15 protein-coding genes are annotated in these 18735 nt (G+C 62.2%); 2 read left to right on the top strand and 13 right to left on the bottom strand.

What is annotated here, in order from left to right; genetic code table 11:
- Positions 1–6 precede the first annotated feature (6 nt).
- The 9 genes from D5261_RS19660 to rbsK all read right to left on the bottom strand — a co-directional run bounded on the left by D5261_RS19660 (position 7) and on the right by rbsK (position 12664).
- A complete protein-coding gene (locus D5261_RS19660) occupies positions 7–1125 on the bottom strand; it encodes a hypothetical protein (RefSeq protein ID WP_119324126.1) in 1119 nt (372 codons plus the stop codon).
- A 30-nt stretch (positions 1126–1155) separates the two neighbouring features.
- Complete coding sequence (gene mutS / locus D5261_RS19655) at positions 1156–3783, bottom strand: DNA mismatch repair protein MutS (RefSeq protein WP_119324127.1); 2628 nt, start codon at positions 3781–3783, stop codon at positions 1156–1158.
- A gap of 224 nt (positions 3784–4007) precedes the next feature.
- The gene (locus D5261_RS19650; protein ID WP_119324128.1) at positions 4008–5498 is read right to left on the bottom strand and encodes an LCP family protein; all 1491 of its coding nucleotides are present in this window, start codon (positions 5496–5498) and stop codon (positions 4008–4010) included.
- Positions 5499–5527: 29 nt separating this feature from the next.
- Entirely contained in the window at positions 5528–6925 is a 1398-nt protein-coding gene (gene miaB / locus D5261_RS19645; protein WP_119324129.1) for a tRNA (N6-isopentenyl adenosine(37)-C2)-methylthiotransferase MiaB, read from the bottom strand.
- 58 nt (positions 6926–6983) lie between these two features.
- On the bottom strand, positions 6984–8756 hold the full coding sequence (locus D5261_RS19640) for a hypothetical protein (protein ID WP_125206263.1): 1773 nt from the start codon (positions 8754–8756) through the stop codon (positions 6984–6986).
- Positions 8734–9474 carry an amidohydrolase family protein gene (locus D5261_RS19635; protein WP_119324131.1) on the bottom strand — a complete coding sequence of 247 codons (741 nt, stop codon included), beginning with the start codon at positions 9472–9474 and terminating at the stop codon, positions 8734–8736. Before D5261_RS19635 ends, D5261_RS19640 begins: the two co-directional genes overlap by 23 nt.
- A 3-nt stretch (positions 9475–9477) precedes the next feature.
- Positions 9478–10212, bottom strand: a complete 735-nt coding sequence (locus tag D5261_RS19630; protein WP_119324132.1) for an amidohydrolase family protein — start codon at positions 10210–10212, stop codon at positions 9478–9480.
- Between the two features lie 9 nt (positions 10213–10221).
- On the bottom strand, positions 10222–11691 hold the full coding sequence (gene gltX / locus D5261_RS19625; RefSeq protein WP_119324133.1) for a glutamate--tRNA ligase: 1470 nt from the start codon (positions 11689–11691) through the stop codon (positions 10222–10224).
- Between the two features lie 28 nt (positions 11692–11719).
- Positions 11720–12664, bottom strand: a complete 945-nt coding sequence (rbsK, locus tag D5261_RS19620; protein WP_119324134.1) for a ribokinase — start codon at positions 12662–12664, stop codon at positions 11720–11722.
- A 161-nt stretch (positions 12665–12825) separates the two neighbouring features.
- Here rbsK and cysK point away from each other — a divergent pair, with 161 nt between their 5' ends.
- Entirely contained in the window at positions 12826–13782 is a 957-nt protein-coding gene (gene cysK / locus D5261_RS19615; RefSeq protein WP_119324135.1) for a cysteine synthase A, read from the top strand.
- A gap of 152 nt (positions 13783–13934) precedes the next feature.
- On the opposite strand, the gene D5261_RS19610 is transcribed toward cysK, so the two are convergent.
- From D5261_RS19610 to D5261_RS19595, 4 genes are all read right to left on the bottom strand, one after another.
- Positions 13935–14471 carry a DinB family protein gene (locus D5261_RS19610; RefSeq protein WP_119324136.1) on the bottom strand — a complete coding sequence of 179 codons (537 nt, stop codon included), beginning with the start codon at positions 14469–14471 and terminating at the stop codon, positions 13935–13937.
- Between the two features lie 145 nt (positions 14472–14616).
- A complete protein-coding gene (locus tag D5261_RS19605; protein ID WP_119324137.1) occupies positions 14617–15399 on the bottom strand; it encodes a FliA/WhiG family RNA polymerase sigma factor in 783 nt (260 codons plus the stop codon).
- A complete protein-coding gene (locus D5261_RS19600) occupies positions 15396–15719 on the bottom strand; it encodes a hypothetical protein (protein ID WP_125206264.1) in 324 nt (107 codons plus the stop codon). The genes D5261_RS19605 and D5261_RS19600 overlap by 4 nt, the downstream gene beginning before the upstream one ends.
- Before the next feature lie 142 nt (positions 15720–15861).
- Entirely contained in the window at positions 15862–17196 is a 1335-nt protein-coding gene (locus tag D5261_RS19595; RefSeq protein WP_119324138.1) for a TolB family protein, read from the bottom strand.
- A gap of 303 nt (positions 17197–17499) precedes the next feature.
- Between D5261_RS19595 and D5261_RS19590 the strand changes: the two genes are divergently transcribed.
- Positions 17500–18732, top strand: coding sequence for a hypothetical protein (locus tag D5261_RS19590; RefSeq protein WP_125206265.1), 1233 nt, complete (start codon positions 17500–17502; stop codon positions 18730–18732).
- Positions 18733–18735: the final 3 nt, after the last annotated feature.

Genomic DNA, 18735 nt, shown 5'->3' with positions numbered 1-18735 from the left:
TAGGACCTACTCCACCGGCAAGTAAGTCTTCAGCACCACGGCGTCGGTCGACGCCTCAATCATGTACTCCCCCAGCCCCGCCGGAATGAAGTACGATTGTCCCTGGGACAGCGTCAAATCCCCGATTTTCACGTCTCCCTGAAAGATGAACAAGTGATGGAAGCCGAGCGCCAGAGATTGCTCCGACGACGCGCCGGCGACCAATGTCAGGCGGTCCAGATCGAAGTAGGGCGTGCGGAAGAGCGCCTCGGCCTTGAGCGCGTCGGTCTCGGAGAGAGTCTGCGGCTGGCGGATGTGGTGCGCGAGGTCGTTGTGGTAGTCGTCCGGATTGATGGTGGCGAGGTAGTCGTGAACGTGGGTCGGGCGCAGGCCGCCGTCGTCCAGGAACTTGCCTTTGTCGAAACCGCGCATGGAGCAGTATTCGTCCTGCACGTCGACCTGAACTTCGTAGACGAGGTTGCCCTCGGGGAAGCGGGCGTTGTCCTCTTCCCAGGAGTGGTGGATGCCGCCGGCGGTGAGGTCCACGATATCGTCGGTCTTCGCTTCGATCACATTGATATAGGCGTAGGGATCGAGCGTCTGGATGCGCTGCTTGGCCTGCGCGCGGGCGTCCTCGACGGTGCGGCGGCCGGATTTGACTTCCTGGCTCAACCGCTGCATCTCGTCGTCGATCGTGTTCAGCACACGGGAGAACGCTTCAAAGTCCGTGCCTTTTTTCAGGCCGAATGTGAAGAGGCCGGGTCCCAGGTAGAACCAGGCTTCGGGCTTGGGCTTCCAGTGCTTGAGCGAGCCGTCTCCCGAGAGATGCACCTGGAAGGAGTTGCCCTTCGCCTGCGTCAGCTTGATCAGCAGCGAAAGATCCGTACCGAACTTATCGACAACGGTTTGGCCCAGCAGTCCGGCGGCGTCTTCGGCGATCAATTCCAGCAACGGCTTCGCCGCATCGGTCTTCGGATCGATCAGCGTTGAAGTGCGCGCCAGCTCGTACGATTGCCCGACCTTTTTGCCCGCCCACTCGGGCGCATCCGACAGGCCCTTCAGATCGATGATATATCGACCACCCCAGCTCGGCTGTTCGATCAGCTCGTCCTGCACGCGCAGCGGCGTCGTTGTCCATTCACTCATGGTGTTCGCGTCTCCCGTCGGTAGTAAATCCTATGATTGCAGCTTGCGCTGCAGTTCGTAAATCTTGGTCAGCGCCTCGATCGGCGACAGCGTGGAGGTGTCGATGGCGGCCAGTTCGTCCATCACCGGATGCCGTTCGGCTTCAAACAATGTCAATTGCAGCTTTTTGGTGTTGTCGGCGATCTTCTGGCCGACGCCCCTGGCGCTTTCGCCCCGATTGGTCGCTTCCAGAGTCTTTAAGACATCGCTGGCGCGCTGGAGCACCGTTTCCGGCACGCCGGCGAGACGCGCGACCTGGATCCCATAGCTCTTGTCCGTACCGCCCGGCATGATCTTACGCAGCCAGACGATATGATCCCCTTGCTCTTTGACCGCCACCCGGAAGTTCTTGACGCCCGGATGCAGCTTTTCCAGCTCATTCAAATGGTGGTAATGTGTCGCAAACAGTGTCTTGGCGCCGATGGCGTGCAGGTATTCGGCGACGGACCAGGCGATCGCCATGCCGTCGAAGGTGCTTGTCCCCCGCCCCACTTCGTCGAGAATGACCAGGCTGCGCGCGGTGGCGTTGTTCAGGATATTCGCCGTTTCATTCATCTCGACCATGAAGGTCGATTGGCCGCTCGCCAGATCGTCGTGCGCGCCGACACGGGTGAAGATCCGGTCCACAAGGCCGACGGAGGCGCTTTCGGCGGGGACAAAGGAGCCGATCTGCGCGAGCAGGACGATCAGCGCGACCTGGCGCAGATAGGTGCTCTTTCCCGCCGAGTTCGGGCCGGTGATGATGTGCAGCCGCGTCTGATCTGTGTCTAAATAGGTGTCGTTCGGCACGAACAAATTGCCGCTTTGCAGGCTCTCGACAACCGGGTGACGCCCCGCGTGGATCTCCAACGTGTCGCCGTCATGGACATCGGGGCAGACAAAGCGATGCTGGAGGGCGACTTCGGCCAGGCCGCCAAAGACATCAAGGCGGGCGATGGTTGTCGCGAGCTTGAGGACGGTTCCCGAGAAGCGCTCGGCAATTTCATCGCGAAGCTCACAGAACAAACGATACTCCAGGTCGACGATCTTTTCCTCCGCGCCCAGCACCTGCGCTTCGTACTCCTTGAGCGTCGGCGTGATATAACGCTCGGCGTTCGCCGTCGTCTGCTTGCGGTGGTATTCGGAGGGAACGGCGACATGGCCGTTCGCCTTGCTGATCTCGATGAAGTAGCCGAAGACGTTGTTGAAGCCGATCTTCAGGTTCTTGATGCCCGTGCGTTCGCGCTCTTCTTCTTCGATCTTGGCGATGAAGCCTTTGCCGCCGGAGCGCAGGTCGCGCAGGGCGTCCAGTTCGGCATTGCAGCCGCCTCGGATCAGGCCGCCTTCGCGCAGCAGCAGCGGCGGCTCCTCCGCGACGGTACTCTCCAGGATTTCCAGCAGCTCCATCGGCGACGCCGCGAGGGCCGCGCGCAGCGGCGCGAGCGCGCCGGCTTCGGGAGCGCGCTCCAGCGCTGCTTCGATCTCGGGAAAGGCTTGCAGGGAGAGTTTGAGCGCCACCAGGTCACGCGCGTTCGCCATGCCGCTGCAAATGCGCGCCATCAGGCGCTCCAGGTCGGAGATGCGCTTGAGGGCGTCGCGCAAATCGCCGCGCAGCAGCGAGTCGGCGGCCATCTCCGCGACGGCGTTCTGGCGGTTATGGATCTTGTCCAGCGCGAGCAGCGGCTGATCGAACCACTTGCGCAGAAGGCGCGCGCCCATCGGCGTCACCGTGCGGTCGAGGATCGAGACGAGGCTCTTGCTGCGCACGCCGTCGGCGAGCGAGTGGGTCAGCTCCAGATTACGGCGCGCGGCGGCGTCGAGCACCATATAGTTGTCGGTGCTGTAGGTCGCCAGGGTGCGGATGTGGCTGATGGACGATTGGTGCGTCTGCTTGAGATAATCCAGGAGCAGCGCGGCGGCGTCAAGGCCCACCGTCATGGCGTCCACGCCATAGCCGCGCAGGGAGGGCGTGCCGAAGTGATCGAGCAGCTTTTGACGCGAGGACTTGCGCGGATCGGACGGCTCCTGAAACGTGACCAGGGCGCGCGACGCCGCGCGGATCGCGTCGGCCAGATCGTCCATGCCGGGCCGGAGCAGGCATTCGGCCGGCCGAAGGCGCATGACTTCCTCCACGACCTTCTGAACATCGCTGTCGCAGGGAACTTCGGTGACCAGGAACTCGCCCGTCGAGACATCGACGACGCCGACGCCGCTGGGAGTCTTCTCGCCCATCACCACGGCGACAAGGTAGTTATTGCTCTTGGCGTCCAGCATCGAGTCTTCGACCACGGTGCCGGGGGTCATGACGCGCGTGACACGGCGCTTGACCAGTCCCTTCGCAAGTTTGGGATCTTCCACCTGATCGCAGACAGCGACTTTGAAGCCCTTGCCGATCAGGCGGACCATATACCGCTCCAGCGCATGATGCGGAACGCCCGCCATGGGGATCCGCGTCGTCGAGCTTTTGTCCTCCCGCCCGGTCAGCGTGATTTCCAGCTCCCGCGACATCGTCTCGGCGTCCTCGCCGTACGCTTCGAAGAAGTCGCCCACGCGCATAAGCAGCACGACATCCGGCCGCTCCGCCTTGAATTCGAAGTACTGGCGAAGCATGGGACTGAGTTTGGAGTGATCGATAGCCATGGGAAATGAAGTGCTCGAAATCGGGTTCCGCGATGTGTATCTCGCAGGCGTTTTGCTCCCACAGCTGGAAGCAGTGGGCTAATCAAAGGGAAGTCTGCTGAAGCAGACTCTCGGAATGTGGCGAACGCGTTTCTCTTCCTCCGCAGCCTGCTTTCGCTGGCTTACCTCTGATTAGCCCACGGCTTCCAGCCGTGGGAGCGAGGATGCCCGCAGAAGCTAAGACGTTATTCCGACGAAGCCCCGCCGGTCGTCGGCGCATTCGGGTCGATCGTCGCCGGCGCGCTTGTATCCGCAGGCGCATCGGTGTCGGAGGCGGACGCCGGGTTCGCGGCGGCGTAATCTTTGCCAAGCGTGATGGTGACGCTGACGGGCGGCGTCCACCCGAGTTTGTTCGGCTGGTTGGGACGGCGCAGAACGTGGGCGTCGGTCAGCTGCAATCCGGTGACGATATCCCGCGTGGCGTCCGGATCGGGAACCCCGGTGTCGAGCAGCTCCGTCACTTCGTAAATTCCCGGCTTCGCCGGCTCGGGCGCGGCGGTTCCGACCGTCGTTCCCAAGGCGGGGGCCGGCTCGACGGGCTTGCGCGTCGTGCCGCCGTTGCGGACATCGGTGTAGCCGTAGGCGAGGAGCTGCGAGACGGCGCGCTGCGCCAGACCGTTAATGGTGGTTCCGTTCTTCACGACGATCGGCGTCAGGCGTCGGATCGCCGTCGCATCGCCCTTGACCAGCCAATCAACATACGCAAGCGACTTCGCCATGTCCGGTTTGAAGAACCAGGCTCCGTCTTCGGCGGCGCGGAAGTCCTCGCCGGGGATGGAGGCGGTCTTGATATCATCGGGCTGAACGCCCTTGAAGATCGCCGCCAGATCGTAAAGCTGGCCGCGCGTGAGATCCGTGCGAATAGAGGACATGCCGACATCGATCAAGTGCGGCGCCTGCGAGACATTCGCCAGCGTCTTGGCCTTGGCGATCATCGAGCGGAGCATCACATGCTGGCGGTACATCCGGCGCTCATCGCCGTCTTCCGGAGAGCCCTTCTTACCGAGGTCGGCGTGACGGTAGCGGGCGAATCCGACGGCCTGCTCGCCATCCAAGTGCTGCGCGCCTGGGAGAAGATCGATATTGAGGTGGCCCCACTTATCGTGGTAGTGCATCTCGTGCTCGACATCCACATCCACGCCGCCCAGCGCATCCACCATTTTCTTCGTGGCGTCGATGTTGAGCACCATGTAGTGATCGGCGTGAACGCCCAGTAACTCACTCACCGTATCGATGGCCCGGTCGGGGCCGCCGGTCTGGTAGGCGGAGTTAATCTTGAAGCTGTGGCTGGTGCCGGCGATATGCGCGTAGGTGTCGCGCGGGATCGAAAGCATGGAGATCTTGTGGTTGACCAGATCGAGCGTCAAAAGGAAGAGCGTGTCCGTGCGCGCGTCCTTCGTGTACACTTGATCGCTGTCCGTCCAGTTATCGTCGATCCCCATGCAGAGGATCGTAATTCGATCCTGCCCGGGGAAACCGGCGACCGGATTGAACGCGGTCTCCGTGGCCTGCTTGAGCGTGTCGGCAATGCTCAGACTGCCGGAGCCGCCGGTATTTTCTCCCGCTTTTTTGGAGAGGATATTGTGGATAACCGCAACCCCGCCGATCGCCGCCACAGCGATTACCGCAAACCCGATGAGCAGCCCGCGCAGCCACTTCTTCTTACCTTGGTCCAACGTGTATCCTTAACTTCCGCCGCGCTCGATTATGCGGCCGCCATCGTCAGCGCAATTCCGCGCTCTTCGCGCGCCGGCAGCAGCTCGCCAGTAAAGCCCCAGAGATGCGCCTTGACGGCCCGCACCTGCACCAGCTGGCCCACGAGGTCGCGTCCCGCCGGGAAGTTGATCGTCTTCCCCTGCCGGTTCAGTCCCGTCCACTTGTTGGGATCCTTAGGGCTGCGGCGCTCGACGAGCACTTCGTAGATGTTGCCGACCTGGCTGCGATTGATCTCTTCGGTGATTTCGTTTTGCAGCGCGATCAGCGCGCTCAGGCGCTCCATCTTCACCGCCTCGGGAATTTGATCCTCGTAGACGGCGGCTTTGGTGCCTTCGCGCGGCGAGTAGGCGAACATGAACGCCGAATCAAAGCGAGTTTCGCGTACGAAATCCATCGTGTTTTCGAACTGTTCGTGCGTCTCGCCCGGGAATCCGAGCATGAGGTCCGTCGTCAGCGCCACATCGGGCGCGGCGGCGCGCAGCTTGTTCACGATGGTTCGGTATTGGTCGAGCGTGTAGCCCCGGTGCATCCGCTTCAGCAGCTCGTCGTCTCCGACTTGAACGGGCATATGGACCTGCTCGCAGACTTTGGGCAGCGTCGCGATCGCCTCAATGACGTCGTCGTTGAAGTCCTTGGGGTAAGGCGAAGTATATCGGATTCTCTGAATGCCCTCAATGGCGTTCAGGCGCTCCAGCAGGTGCGCGAAGGAGCAGGGCTCGTCCAGAAACTTGCCGTAGGAGTTCACCGTCTGTCCGAGCAGCGTGATCTGCTGCGTGCCCAGCGACGCCAGCCGCTCGACTTCCATCACGATCTCGTCGGCCGGACGCGAGCGCTCCTTGCCGCGCGTCAGCGGCACGATGCAGAAGGTGCAGAACTTATCGCAGCCGTAGGAGATCGAGACGAAGGTCTTGAGCTTGGGCTCGGTTCCGCCCATCATACGAACCGGAGTCGGCTTGTCGTGGCGGTCCTTGCGGTCCGGCAGATCCGTGGCGATCACGGGCATCCGCTCGTCGCGCACGCGGTCCACCAGCGCCGGGATCCGGTCGATCTGTCCCGTCCCAACCACAAGATCCACATATGGGGCGCGGCGGCGGATCTCCGGCGCTTCTTTCTGCGCCATGCAGCCGCACACCCCAATCACCAGATCCGGGTTAGCCACTTTCAGCTCGCGCAGTTCGCCGAGCTTGCTGTAGACTTTGCGCTCGGGCTTGGCGCGCACCGAACAGGTGTTGAGCAGAATGACGGCGGAATCCTCGACGCGCTCCGCGCGAGTATACCCCTGCCCCTCCAGCATCAGCGCCATTTGAGCCGAGTCATCCTCGTTCATCTGGCAGCCCCACGTCAGAACTGTGTAGCCGCCCCGGCCAGCGATTTTTTCATCGGTCATAACGGATTATTATAGCCCAGAATGACCTCCGTTCGCAAGCCTTGCCGACATATGTAGTTTATTTCGCGAGGTCGATCTGGAAGACGGCGTAGCCGTCGTTCGAATAAACCGGGATGAGGTAAGGAGGCGGGCTGGCGGCGAAATCCGTGAAGGTCCGCGTTTGCCCGGAGTGCGTCGTATAGGCCATCTTCGAAACATCTTTCGGATAGACCAGATACTGCGCGCGCGTGCTCTTCAGAAAATCACGCCGGTCGGAATCGGCGGTCTCGGATCCTGAAAACCGGGTGAACGCCTGGATCGTCTCGCCATAATGCGGCGTCTCGGACCAGTGTCCCGCCCAGACCGTCCGGCCGGTCATTCCAGGAAGATAAAGCGCCTCGATCGGCGACATCGCGATGGCGGCGCCCTGCGGCGTGTTGCGCGTGAGCCAGTCGGCGACGGCAAGATAGTTCGCGTTCAAAAACGGCCACTGGGACGTCTCCGAGGAATTGACCTGAAGATGGTTGGCGTCCCGCACGAGAAACAGCGCGTTCGACGGGAAGGTCAGCAGAACCAGCAGCGAGACCACGGCGTAACGCGCGCGCGGCGCCAATTGCTGAGTCAGCGTCGACGCCGCCCAGCCCGCCAGGATGCACAGCGGGATATGCTCCCCCATCAGCATCTTGCGCTGGAAGTTAAACGGCAGATGGATCACGCATAGCCCCGCGACCGCCCAGCACGCGACAAACATCAGCGTCGTACCGTTCGACCAGCCCCAGAACGTTCCCGCTTCTCCGCGCGGGGCGGGCATGCCGATCGCATCGGCAAGCCGGGATTTCGCCCTCGAATAGCGCCACGCCAGGACAAGAGCGCACACAGCGAGGAAGAAGACCAGACCGTAGCCAAGGACATACTGCCAGAGCGGCGGCGACAGCGTCAGCGAGTGCGCGCGCTCGTTGAAAACGGCGTTCGTGCGGTAGATGTAGTAGATATAGAGCGTCGTCGGCATCGTCAGCGCGAGCGCCCAAACGGCGTGCGCCCACACACGGGCGACGGCGCGCCCCCGCTTCCAGATCGTCCAGACGACCAAAAACAATCCCCAGGCGGCGGCGATGTGAAAGACGTCGTACGAGTGGATATTGCCAAGCACAAATCCGCACAGGCCCGCGATGCTGGCGTAGCGCATCCGGCCGGTCCGGAACGAGAGCAGCAGGCCGTACAGCGTCCCCAGGATCAGCAGCGTGCTGACGGTGAAGAGCGGCGAGAGGTAAAGGCTGAGAAAGGTGTACGCCTCCGGCTGAAAGGCGTCGATCGGCGCGCCGGGCGGGTTTTTATCGCTCCACTGCGACCAGTGCATCCAGCCCAGGCCGCTGCTGAAGCACAGAAAGCCCAGCGACGCGAGACGGGCGACGCGGTCCTTCGGAAAGCAGAGCGTGATAAACCGGTACGCGAGCCAGAGAAGCCCCCATCCGCCCGCAATCCGTGTGAGGTGAAGAACGATCGCCAGCGGCAAATGGGTCACGCGCGCGATCAAGCCCATCAGCGAAAAGAGAAAGCTGAAGAGCAAACTCGGCTGCGGATCGGTGGTGAAGAGATTATGCTGGAAAAACTGCCCGTCGGTCGTTTGATGGAGCCACGAGAGGTAGACATTGAAATCGTCGATATTATACGCCGAACCGACAAACTGCATTCCCGGCGGAACGAGCGCGTAGCCGAGGAGCGCGGAAAAGCTGGTAAGAAACAAAGCGGCGGCGATCATCGCGCCGACAAGACGCCGCTCCGTTCGGTTCGAAGCGGCGTCTGGGGTGATTTCCGGGGTATCCCCCGAGTTACTCATCGTCAGTTTGGGCATTGAACAACAACACTGCGTTCTGTGAGAAGATGCGGGCGCGGTCGGCGGCGGTGAGCGCCGAGGCGTCCTCGACGAGACCGATGGTCAATTGTGGATCGCTATAGGGCAGGCCGCTGCCGAACAGCAGCTTGCGCGGCGTCAGCGCCGCGGCGGCCTGCGTGATCTTGTCGGAGTCCAGGCTTCCCGAAATCTCCAGATAGATGTTCAGGTGCTGCTTGGCGGCCGCGACCGCGCCGTGCCAGGATTCGCCGCCCATGCCGAGCAGGATGAACTTCATGGATGGGAATTCGACCGCGATCTCGCGCGCCGCGTGGACGGCGGCGGCGTTGGGCGTATGGATCGCCATCGGCTTGGTGTACCGGCGCTGGGCGTTGAGGATCTCGCGGCTATCGTTCAGAGTGACGGGACGCCCGTCGTGGCCGAACATGACGGCGGCGACGAACTCGCGGCGGCCCAGATGCTTGCGCTGCTCTTCCTGGGATTCCTCGGGATAGCCGGAGTTCAGCGTGACATAGCCGTAAATGCCCGCAGCGGGATTGAGGACCTGCCGAAGGCGCGCGTTTCCGGTGATAAAGTCGCATTGCGCGGCCAGTCCGGAGATGAGCGCCGCTCCTGTAATGCCGCCTCGGCCCAGAGTCGCGGCAATCGCGTCGGGCGTCGCCATGGCGTGCGACAGAGCGGTGTCGGCGAGATATGCATGTGCGTCAAAGTAGTTCATTGGTTACGCCCCTTCCCCGCTCTGCCAGATCGCCTGCGCGTTGCCGCCCAGCACGGCGTTTTGGTCCGCTTCCGACAGCCCCGATCCGCGCACGTAGCGCAGCGCGGCGCCCAGCGAGAGCCCCGGCGCATCGGAGCCGAACAAAACGCGGCGGATCCCGACGGTGTCCCGCAGCAGCGGCAGCGCATCCGGCACGGTCAGCGCATGAGTTTCCAAATAGATATGCTCGTTACGGCGCATCACGGAAACAGCCTCCGACAGCGTGCTGGAGGAGACGCCTTCTAGAATGACGGGGTGCGGGTAGTCGATCAAAACACGCAGAAGCTGCGTGGCGTCGCCCGGCTCGGAAACGCTGACCATAATGGACATGCGCGCCGACTTCGCCAGAATCGCCAGGACATCCTCGAACGGCGCGAAGTCGATCGGCCAGCCCTGCGCGTGCGGGAAGAAGCGAAACATCTCGAACGGCTCTTGCAGGAGGCGCTCGATCGCCGCGCCCTGCCCCCAATATTCGCGCGGGTTCATCGTCGCCACCGGGATCAAATGATCGTTCGTGCGGCAGGCGCGCAGCGTCTCCGCGTTGCCCTCGGATTCATTATAAAATAATCCCCAGGACGACAGCGTAAGGCACCAGCTGACCTGGTTCCCCTGCATCGTGGAGACCAGAGTCTCGGCGGTGCTGTCCGGGTGTTTGGACGGATACGCTCCAAAGAGCGTGTTCACATCGGTAATTTCCATAGTACGTCCTTATGCGGTGACAAGGCTCAGGGCGCGGTCCAGCCGTCGCAGAACGCGCTCGCGGCCCAGCACCTCGATCATTTCAAAGAGACCCGGCCCGGTGGTGCGGCCGGAGACGGACACGCGGACGGGGTGAATGACTTCGCCGCCCTTCACTTCAAACCGCGCGATCACATCGCGCACGACCGCTTCGACCGACGCGGCGTCAAAATCCTTCAACGCGGCGAAGTCTTCTTTTACTGCGCGCAGACGATCGCCCACGCCGGGATTGCTGAACCACTTGGCGACGGCCTTCTCATCGAACTCATAGGCGTCGTCGGCTTGCAGGAAAAAGCCGCCCAGAATGGGAGCCTCGGCGAGCGTCTTGATCCGCTCCTGCTCCAGCGCCAGAACGCGCCCGATATACTCCAGCGTCTCGGCGCTCGGGTTCTCCTCAGCAAAGCCAGCCTTCTGCAAAAACGGCAGGCAGCGCTCCGCCAGATCGTGCAGGGACATCGACCGGATGTACTGGCCGTTGAACCAATCCAACTTCACCGGGTCGGTGATCGGCGAGCGGTTCAGGATGCCCTCCAGCGAGAAGCGCTCCACCAGCTCCTCGCGGGAAAAGAGATCGCGCTCTTCCTTGGGCGACCATCCCTGCAAGGACATGAAGTTGAACATGGCTTCGACGAGATAGCCTTCCTGACCGTACTCCATCGCGTCCTTGGCGCCGTTGCGCTTGCCGAACTTCTTGCCGTCCGGTCCCATCATATTCGGCAGATGGACGAAGGTCGGCGCGTCCCACCCGAACGCGCGGTAAAGCTGGACGTGCAGAGGGGAGCTGGGGATCCAGTCCTCGCCGCGCAGCACATGGGTAATCTCCATCAGATGGTCGTCGACGACGCTCGCCAGATGGTATGTCGGGTAGCCGTCGGACTTCAGCAAAATGGCGTCGTCGAGAACTCTATTCTCAAAGGCGATCTCGCCGTATACGGCGTCCACATAGGTCGTTTTGCCTTCGGTCGGCACGGCGAAGCGCACGACGGACGGGGCGCCGGACTTCTCGTACTCAGCCCGCTCCTCATCCGTCAGATAGCGATGGCGACGGTCGTAGCCCGTGGGCAGCCCGCGCTTCTGCTGCTCCTCACGCATGGACTTCAAGCGCTCTTCCGAGTCGTAAGCCCGGTAAGCCTTGCCGGCGGCGATCAGCTCGTCGGCGTACTTCTGATAGAAGTGCAGCCGCTCGGACTGGATATAGGGGCCGTAGGCGCCGCCGACGCCCGGGCCTTCGTCCCAGTCCAGGCCGTACCAGCGCAGAGCGTCGAGCTGAAGATCGATCCCGCCTTCCACCTCGCGGTTCTTGTCCGTATCTTCAATGCGGACGATGAACGTTCCGCCGGTGTGACGGGCGTAGAGCCAGTCGAACATGGCGGTGCGGATATTTCCAATATGCGGTATTCCGGTCGGCGACGGCGCGTAACGGACGCGTACATTTGTCATTTCTCTCAAATCCTACTTCTTCGTGTCTTCAATTCTTCAAAATGGCGTCCACGTCGGCGCGCGTCGGCATCGACGGCTGCGCGCCGGCCTTCGCGACGCTGAGCGAGGCGGCGGCGCCCGCGAACTCCGCCGCCCGCCGCAAATCTTTACCTTCCGCGAGCGCAACGCTGAGCGCGCCGGTAAAACAATCCCCTGCCCCCGTGGTGTCGACAACGGTCGGCGCCCGCCGCCCCGCGACAACCACCACGCCGTCCGCGTTGCTGACCAGCGCGCCGGCCGCTCCGAGCGTCACGACGACGCTGCTCACGCCCAGCGCATGCAATTGCTGAGCGGCGGCTTCCGGAGAAGCGTCCGTGTCGCCCACCAAGAGCACGGCTTCCGTCTCATTGGGCGTCAGAATATCGACCAGCGCCAGCAGATCGGCCGGCAGCGGCTGAGCGGGCGCGGGGTTCAAAACCGTCAGGACGCCCGCCTCCCACGCGATCCTCAGCGCGGTCTTTACCGTCTCCAACGGCGTTTCGAGCTGGCAAACGACGATATCGGCGTTTCGGATGACCTCACTGGCGGCTTCGACATCCGACGGCGAAAGATGCGCGTTCGCGCCGGGCGCCACAATGATCGAATTCTCTCCGCGCGCGGCGTCCACCCCGATCAGCGCGATTCCCGTCGGCGCACCCGAATCCTGGACAACATAGGCCGTGTCGATCCCGGCGGCCTGAAACCCGGCGATCGCCTGCGCCCCCAGCGCGTCGGCGCCGACGCGCGCGACGAACGTCACCTGCGCGCCCAGCCTTGCGGCGGCGACGGCTTGATTGGCGCCCTTGCCGCCGGCGACCATCTCAAATCGCTCGCTGAGTACGGTTTCACCCGGCCCGGGAAGGCGGGCGACGCGCGCCGTCATGTCGGTATTGCTGCTGCCCACGACCACAACGTGCGGGCGTGTCCGCCCATCGGCGCGGTTACTCGTATTCATACGGGCATAGGTTATCATTTTTCTGAAGGCGATGTCAAGCCGCTTACCGATGGCGCGAGCAAGAAAACGTACGCTCGGCGGCGAATTTACAAATGCAAGTGATTGAGTTGACAAAGGCGGATTCATTGGGATATCATATTCCGCAGAGGAGATTTTCGACAATGCCAATCTATGAACATATCACAGACCTCGTCGGCGGCACACCGCTCGTGAAGCTGCATCGTCTCACCGAGGGCGCCGGCGCCACCGTTCTGGCGAAGCTGGAGTTCTTCAATCCGGCGTCTTCCGTCAAGGACCGTATCGCCGTGGCGATGCTTGAGGACGCTGAGGAAAAAGGGCTCATCAACTCGGATTCCGTCATTATCGAACCGACCTCCGGCAACACAGGCATCGGCCTGGCGTTCGCCTGCGCCGCCAAGGGTTACAAACTGATCCTGACGATGCCGGAAACGATGAGCATGGAGCGCCGCCTTCTGCTGCGCGGCTACGGCGCCGAGCTCGTCCTGACCCCGGGGCCGAGCGGCATGAAGGGCGCGATCGCCGAAGCCGAGCGGCTCGCCGCGGAAACACCACACTCATTTATCCCCCAGCAGTTCAATAACCCCGCGAACCCCGCGATCCACCGCAAGACCACCGCCGAAGAGATCTGGAAAGACACCGATGGCGCGATCGATATCCTGGTCGCGGGCGTCGGCACCGGCGGCACGATCACCGGCGTCGCCGAAGTGATCAAGGAGCGCAAGCCGTCGTTCAAGGCGATCGCCGTCGAGCCGACCGCTTCGCCCATCATCACGCAGACGCTGGCCGGCCAGCCTCTGACCCCGGCGCCGCATAAGCTGCAAGGCATCGGCGCGGGCTTCATTCCGGGCAACCTGCATATCAACGTCGTCGACGAAGTGATTCAAGTCACCAACGAAGACGCCGTCGAATGGGCGCGCCGCGCCGGCCGCGAAGAAGGCATCCTCGTCGGCATCTCCTCCGGCGCCGCGCTCTATGCGGCTGTCCAGGTCGCGAAGCGCCCCGAGAACGCCGGCAAGACCATCGTCGTGGTGATCCCGTCGAACGGCGAGCGCTACCTGTCCACCGTTCTGTTCGCGGACCTGCGGGACGAGCAGTAATCCTACCAACCCCGGCGCTTCGCGCCGCCCCTCCTGCGACGGGAGGGAAGTTAAAAGCCAAGAACCCCATCGTCAATAGTGTTGACGATGGGGTTCTTGGTTTAACAGCCTAGGGCCGCGACAGATTTGACGGGAAGGACAGAGGGAAGGCGTCAATTGTCCGGCGTCTGATCCCCCAACAGATGGCGGACGGTGTACATCTGTCCGGTGTGATAACCGATGTGAAATATCAAGTACTCCAGGAATCCGCCGTACGTCCACTCCGGCGGCCATCCGGGGACAGGACCCGCCAGATCGGGATTGAGCGCCTTAAAGTGCGCCACCGACTCCTGATGCACCCGCAGAAGCTCCTTGCAGACCTGATCCGCCGTCATGGCGAGCTGCTGCTCTGAAGGCGTCGTCGGGATCGTCTTCGGGTAGTACCGAAACCGATCGTCGATCAGCAGACTGCTCACCCGGCACTTCGCCAGATCAGGCGCCAGCGACACGCCGCTGGCGTCCGGACTCGGCTGTCCGCCCTCGCCCGCCAGCCTTACGGCCTCCCAGTAAGCAATGTGCCCCGCCAGCTCCCCGATGGAAAGGAGCCCGTCCGCCGGGCGTTTCCAGACATTCTCGTCCGCCAATCCCTCGAACGCAAACGTCACCTCGAAATATCCCTGCTCCAACAGTTTCAGATACGTTTCGACCATCGTTTCCTCCTGAGATCGCGCCTTGCGTCCCAGTATTCGTAGGGACGCCGGCTGTGTGGGTAATTGGCGCGGAACGGCTTCCGCACAAAAAAGCCTGGCAAACCCGCCAGGCTTTTTGTATGTCTGATAATAATTGCGTCGCGCTTTATCCCGTAAAGAGCACCGAGTCCCGCTGCAAATATCCGCGAAGCCTCAAAACCGCCTGCGTATGCAGTTGGTATACGCGCGATTCTGAAACCGTCAGCACTTTTCCGATTTCCTTGAACGTCAGACCTTCGTAGTAGTACAGGGCGATGACGAGACGTTCACGCTCGGGAAGCCGATCGATGCCGACCGTCAGCGTGCTTTTGATCGCGGCCGCTTCGACTTCGGAGACGACATTGGAGTTTTCGTCCTGAAGGACATCGGTCAGGTGCAGGCGCTCGCCGCCGTCCCCGCCTCCGCCGATCAGCATGTCGTCCAGGGAAAGGATATTCGCGCGGCTGGTGTTGACCAGGATCTTCTGCAGATCGTCGGTGGTCATGCCCATCTCTTCCGCGACTTCTTCTTCCGTCGCCGGGCGCCCCATGCGCAGCTCCAGCTGGTAGTACGTGCGCTCCAGAGACTTGACGTTGTCGCGCACGGAGCGCGGCACCCAGTCTTCTTCGCGCAGCATCTCCAGAATGGCGCCGCGAATCAAGGCGATTGCGTAGGTTTCGAACTTGACCTGACGGCCGGTGTCGAATTGATCGACGGCCTTGATCAAGCCCATCACTCCCGCGCTGACAAGGTCATCGCGTTCGAGGTTCGGCGGCAGGCTCGTCACCACGCGTCCCGCAGTGATTTTCACCAGATACGCGTAATGGTTGATAATCTGATCGCGAGCCTTTTGATCCTTGCGGTCTTTGAGTCGGCGCCAGAGATCGGCAATATTAAGGGAGGTCGTCATCGCTCGCTGTCATCCCCCAGAGGTGCGTCTAAACCTGATTCTCTGTGCTCCAGATCGTCCAGACTCATTTCCGGCGTCATCGCGTCGAGATGTACTCCACGATGATCGCGCCGCTCGTCTCCCTGGTGCTGGTCGGGATGCTGCGTCAAAATATTACGCAAAATCACGCCCAGGAAGCCAAAGACGACAAATGCGGCGGCCGCACGGATCAAACAAATCCATAAATCAGTGCTGTTCGCCCAACTGACCGCTCCTACCAATAGGCCTGCAAGCGCAGCTATACGCCAAGGCAAGCGTTCCACAAAATGATTCATCGGCAAAATAGGGCCAGCCGGCAGCGTAGCGGTGAGTAAGTGTCAGGTTAAATGTGCCCAAGTATACCATAACGCCGCCGTCAATGCAAGCAAACAAATAGCCCGGCAGAGACGCGGAGAACGACGCCGCTCATTCCTTTCTGGAGCGTTATTGCGGCGACAGCGCGAAGTGCGTCACATCCTCCGCGCCGTCGCTCAGCCGCTGAAAACCGGCGCCGTCCAGGCCGACCGAACAAAGGTCGTGTTTGCCGTCCGCGCGCGTGGTCAAATAGTATATGGTTTTGCCGTCACGCGAGAACTGCGCGTGCTCGGCGTCCCCCTTGACGACGACGTGCGGCTGGCCGGACGCATCCGTATTGGCGATGAAGAGGCCGACGCATTTGCGCGACGCCAGGTCGGGCTGACGCCAAATCTCGAACAAGATCGCGGCGCCGTCCGGCGTGAACACCGGATTCTCAGGCCCCAAGATCGCGCTGGCGATCTGGACCGGCGGGGCGCTCTGCGCCGGCTTGCCCTGCCCATCGAACAAAATGATGCCGGAAAGCGACTTCCCTGGCGGCAGTCCCTTGACGCCGAGCACGGCGACGGCGAGCAGGCCGCCAGTGGGGCTCCAGCCGACGGACATGGCGTCGGCGGCGATCAATGGCGGTCCGCCGGGCTGCCCGGTCGAAGTCGTGATCAAATCGGCGTCCGGCTTCGGCAGAATCGCGAGCGTCTGCAAGCCGTCCGTATCCTGAACGGCGGCGAGGCCCTGCTCATCGCGCGGCGCGCCGGGGCGCCAGGCGTAGCTGGGGACCGTGGTGGGCTGCGCCGGCGCGGGCGCTTCCTGGTTGTCGTCGGCTGAGCCGCTATGATGATGCGACGCGTCGGTGTCCGCGGGAACGATCTGGTCGATGGATTTCGTTCCTAATTCCATGCGGTAAAGAACGCCGCTGGAAGTATAGCCCAGCAGACGGTTGTCGCTTGGCGCAAAGATCGGAAGGTCCTTCGTTCCGGAGGTATGCGTCACCGGGATCAGATTTTGTCCATCGGCGTCCACCAAAAAGATCTGACTCTGATCGCGCAGACGCGGCGACAGCAGCGCGATCTGATTGCCGTCGGGCGCAAAGGCCGGACTGGTGTCGGGCGAGGCTCCCGAAGTCAAAGCGCGCGGCGTTCCTCCGGGCGTCATCGCCCACAAATGCGAAACGCCCGGCGAATTGCGATCCGAAGCGAACACGATTTCCCCCGCCGTCACGATGTGGCGGCGCTGCTGCGGCTTGAACAGCAGGAAATAGTACGCCGCTCCGAAGCCTGCGAGCAGTATGGGGATCAAAAGCCACGGCGACACTCGGTTGCGCCGGCGATCCGGCAGAAGGTTCGATTCGTAGACCTTACGCGGTCCCGCGCCGCCCGGCTGGTCCGAGGGAGCGGCGCCGTCTTGCGGCGCCTCATGATTGTCCGGGGACGGCGATGTGTCCTCGGGCGCTGGAAAGTCAGTCATAACGCCTCGTTGCTGATAATGTATGTTACACTGATTATACCAGCCATCCCTGCTTTCGTGGGTGTGAGTGATGATTGGTAAACGTCCGATTCCCGCCCCACAAGTGAAGCTTGTAGAACTTTCGTCCCATTCCCGTCATCAAGACGCGCTCGATGAAATGGTATACTACACCGATATGCAAGGACTTCACTGGGACGCGAGACCTGCCGTTCGCGCCGGCGCATACAAAACGCGCGGGCGAAAGTCCTTATTTCCACTGAAACGATCGCCCCATTTCCCGATCTTCTGTCAAGGTTTCCCATTATGACTTTGTGCGGCTCCTCGTCACGCAGTTTCGGCTTCCTAGGATGCTGCGCGCTTCTGGCTCTGATCGCTCCCGCTTCGGCGAACGCCGTGGACACGGCTCCCAGCGCGGCGGCGAGTCCGCAAACGCCGGCGAACGCCGCTCCAGACGCCGCGCCGCTCCCGGCGCCCGGAGCCGTGATTCCTCTGGCTCCGGCGACGGATCTGCCGCCGCCGGAAACGCCCGAGCCGTCGGCCGTGCCGATCGGAGACCGACTTTTGATCGACGGCGACCTGGACTTACGATACCGGACATCGACGCGCGGGCGCACGCACTCCGCCTGGGCGAATAACGCCGAGGTCGATCTCAACTATCCCCTTATCTCGCACGGCCGCTCCTACGGCGCCGTGGTCGTGCAGGGGATGGCGGAGAATCCGGCGGACAGCTCCATTTCCCGCGGCGTGAATCTGGGCGAAGCGTACGTCGTATATCAGATCCCGCTCGGCGAGGACAGCGATGCGACGGCGTATGTGAAGGCGGGGCGCTTTCAGATCCCATTCGCCCTGCTCGCCACCTACGATCCGCATCTGCTTCTCGTGCAGCCGTTGTATTCACAGTCGCTTGGGATACGCAATGATGTGGGCGTTCAGATTTCGGGCCGATTTTATGGCATCCTCAACTACGATCTCTCGCTCACCAGCGGCTCCAGCTCCACCAGCTTCGATACGCGCGGCAAAAATGTGGTGACGTTTCGGCTGGGGCGCACATTCTACACGCGCAACGGAATCGTCAACGTCGGCGGCTCCATGCTGACCGGGCGGCTGCCGATCACCGATATTGACAAGGACCATCCATTCGCGGTGGATCTGCCGCCGTCCGGTCGCATCATTACGGACCGGGGCGTGGGTTATATCAATAAGACCCGCATTGCCGGCGATGGAACCTTGCTGTACAAAAACGTGACGGCGCGCGGCGAGGTCGTGTCCGGCGCGGATAACGACCAGCGCGTGCTGGGCTATTTCCTGGAAGGCGTTTATAAATTCGGCGGGCGGGCGTCCAGCGTCGTCGAGCGTTCTTTTTGGGCTTATCCCGAAGGCAAAAGCAGCGCGATACGCACCGGCGTCGGGATCAACTATAACGCCGGCGCCCACCTGACCTTCCGTACGCTCTATGAAGTTCTGAACGATACGCCGCGCGATCAGGCGCAGATCCAGCGCCAGCAGCTGACGCTTCAGGCGCTTCTGCGATTTTGACGA

It is taken from the genome of Capsulimonas corticalis (assembly GCF_003574315.2).
Taxonomy (GTDB): Bacteria; Armatimonadota; Armatimonadia; order Armatimonadales; family Capsulimonadaceae; genus Capsulimonas; species Capsulimonas corticalis.
This window is presented reverse-complemented; position numbering and strand designations above follow the sequence as displayed.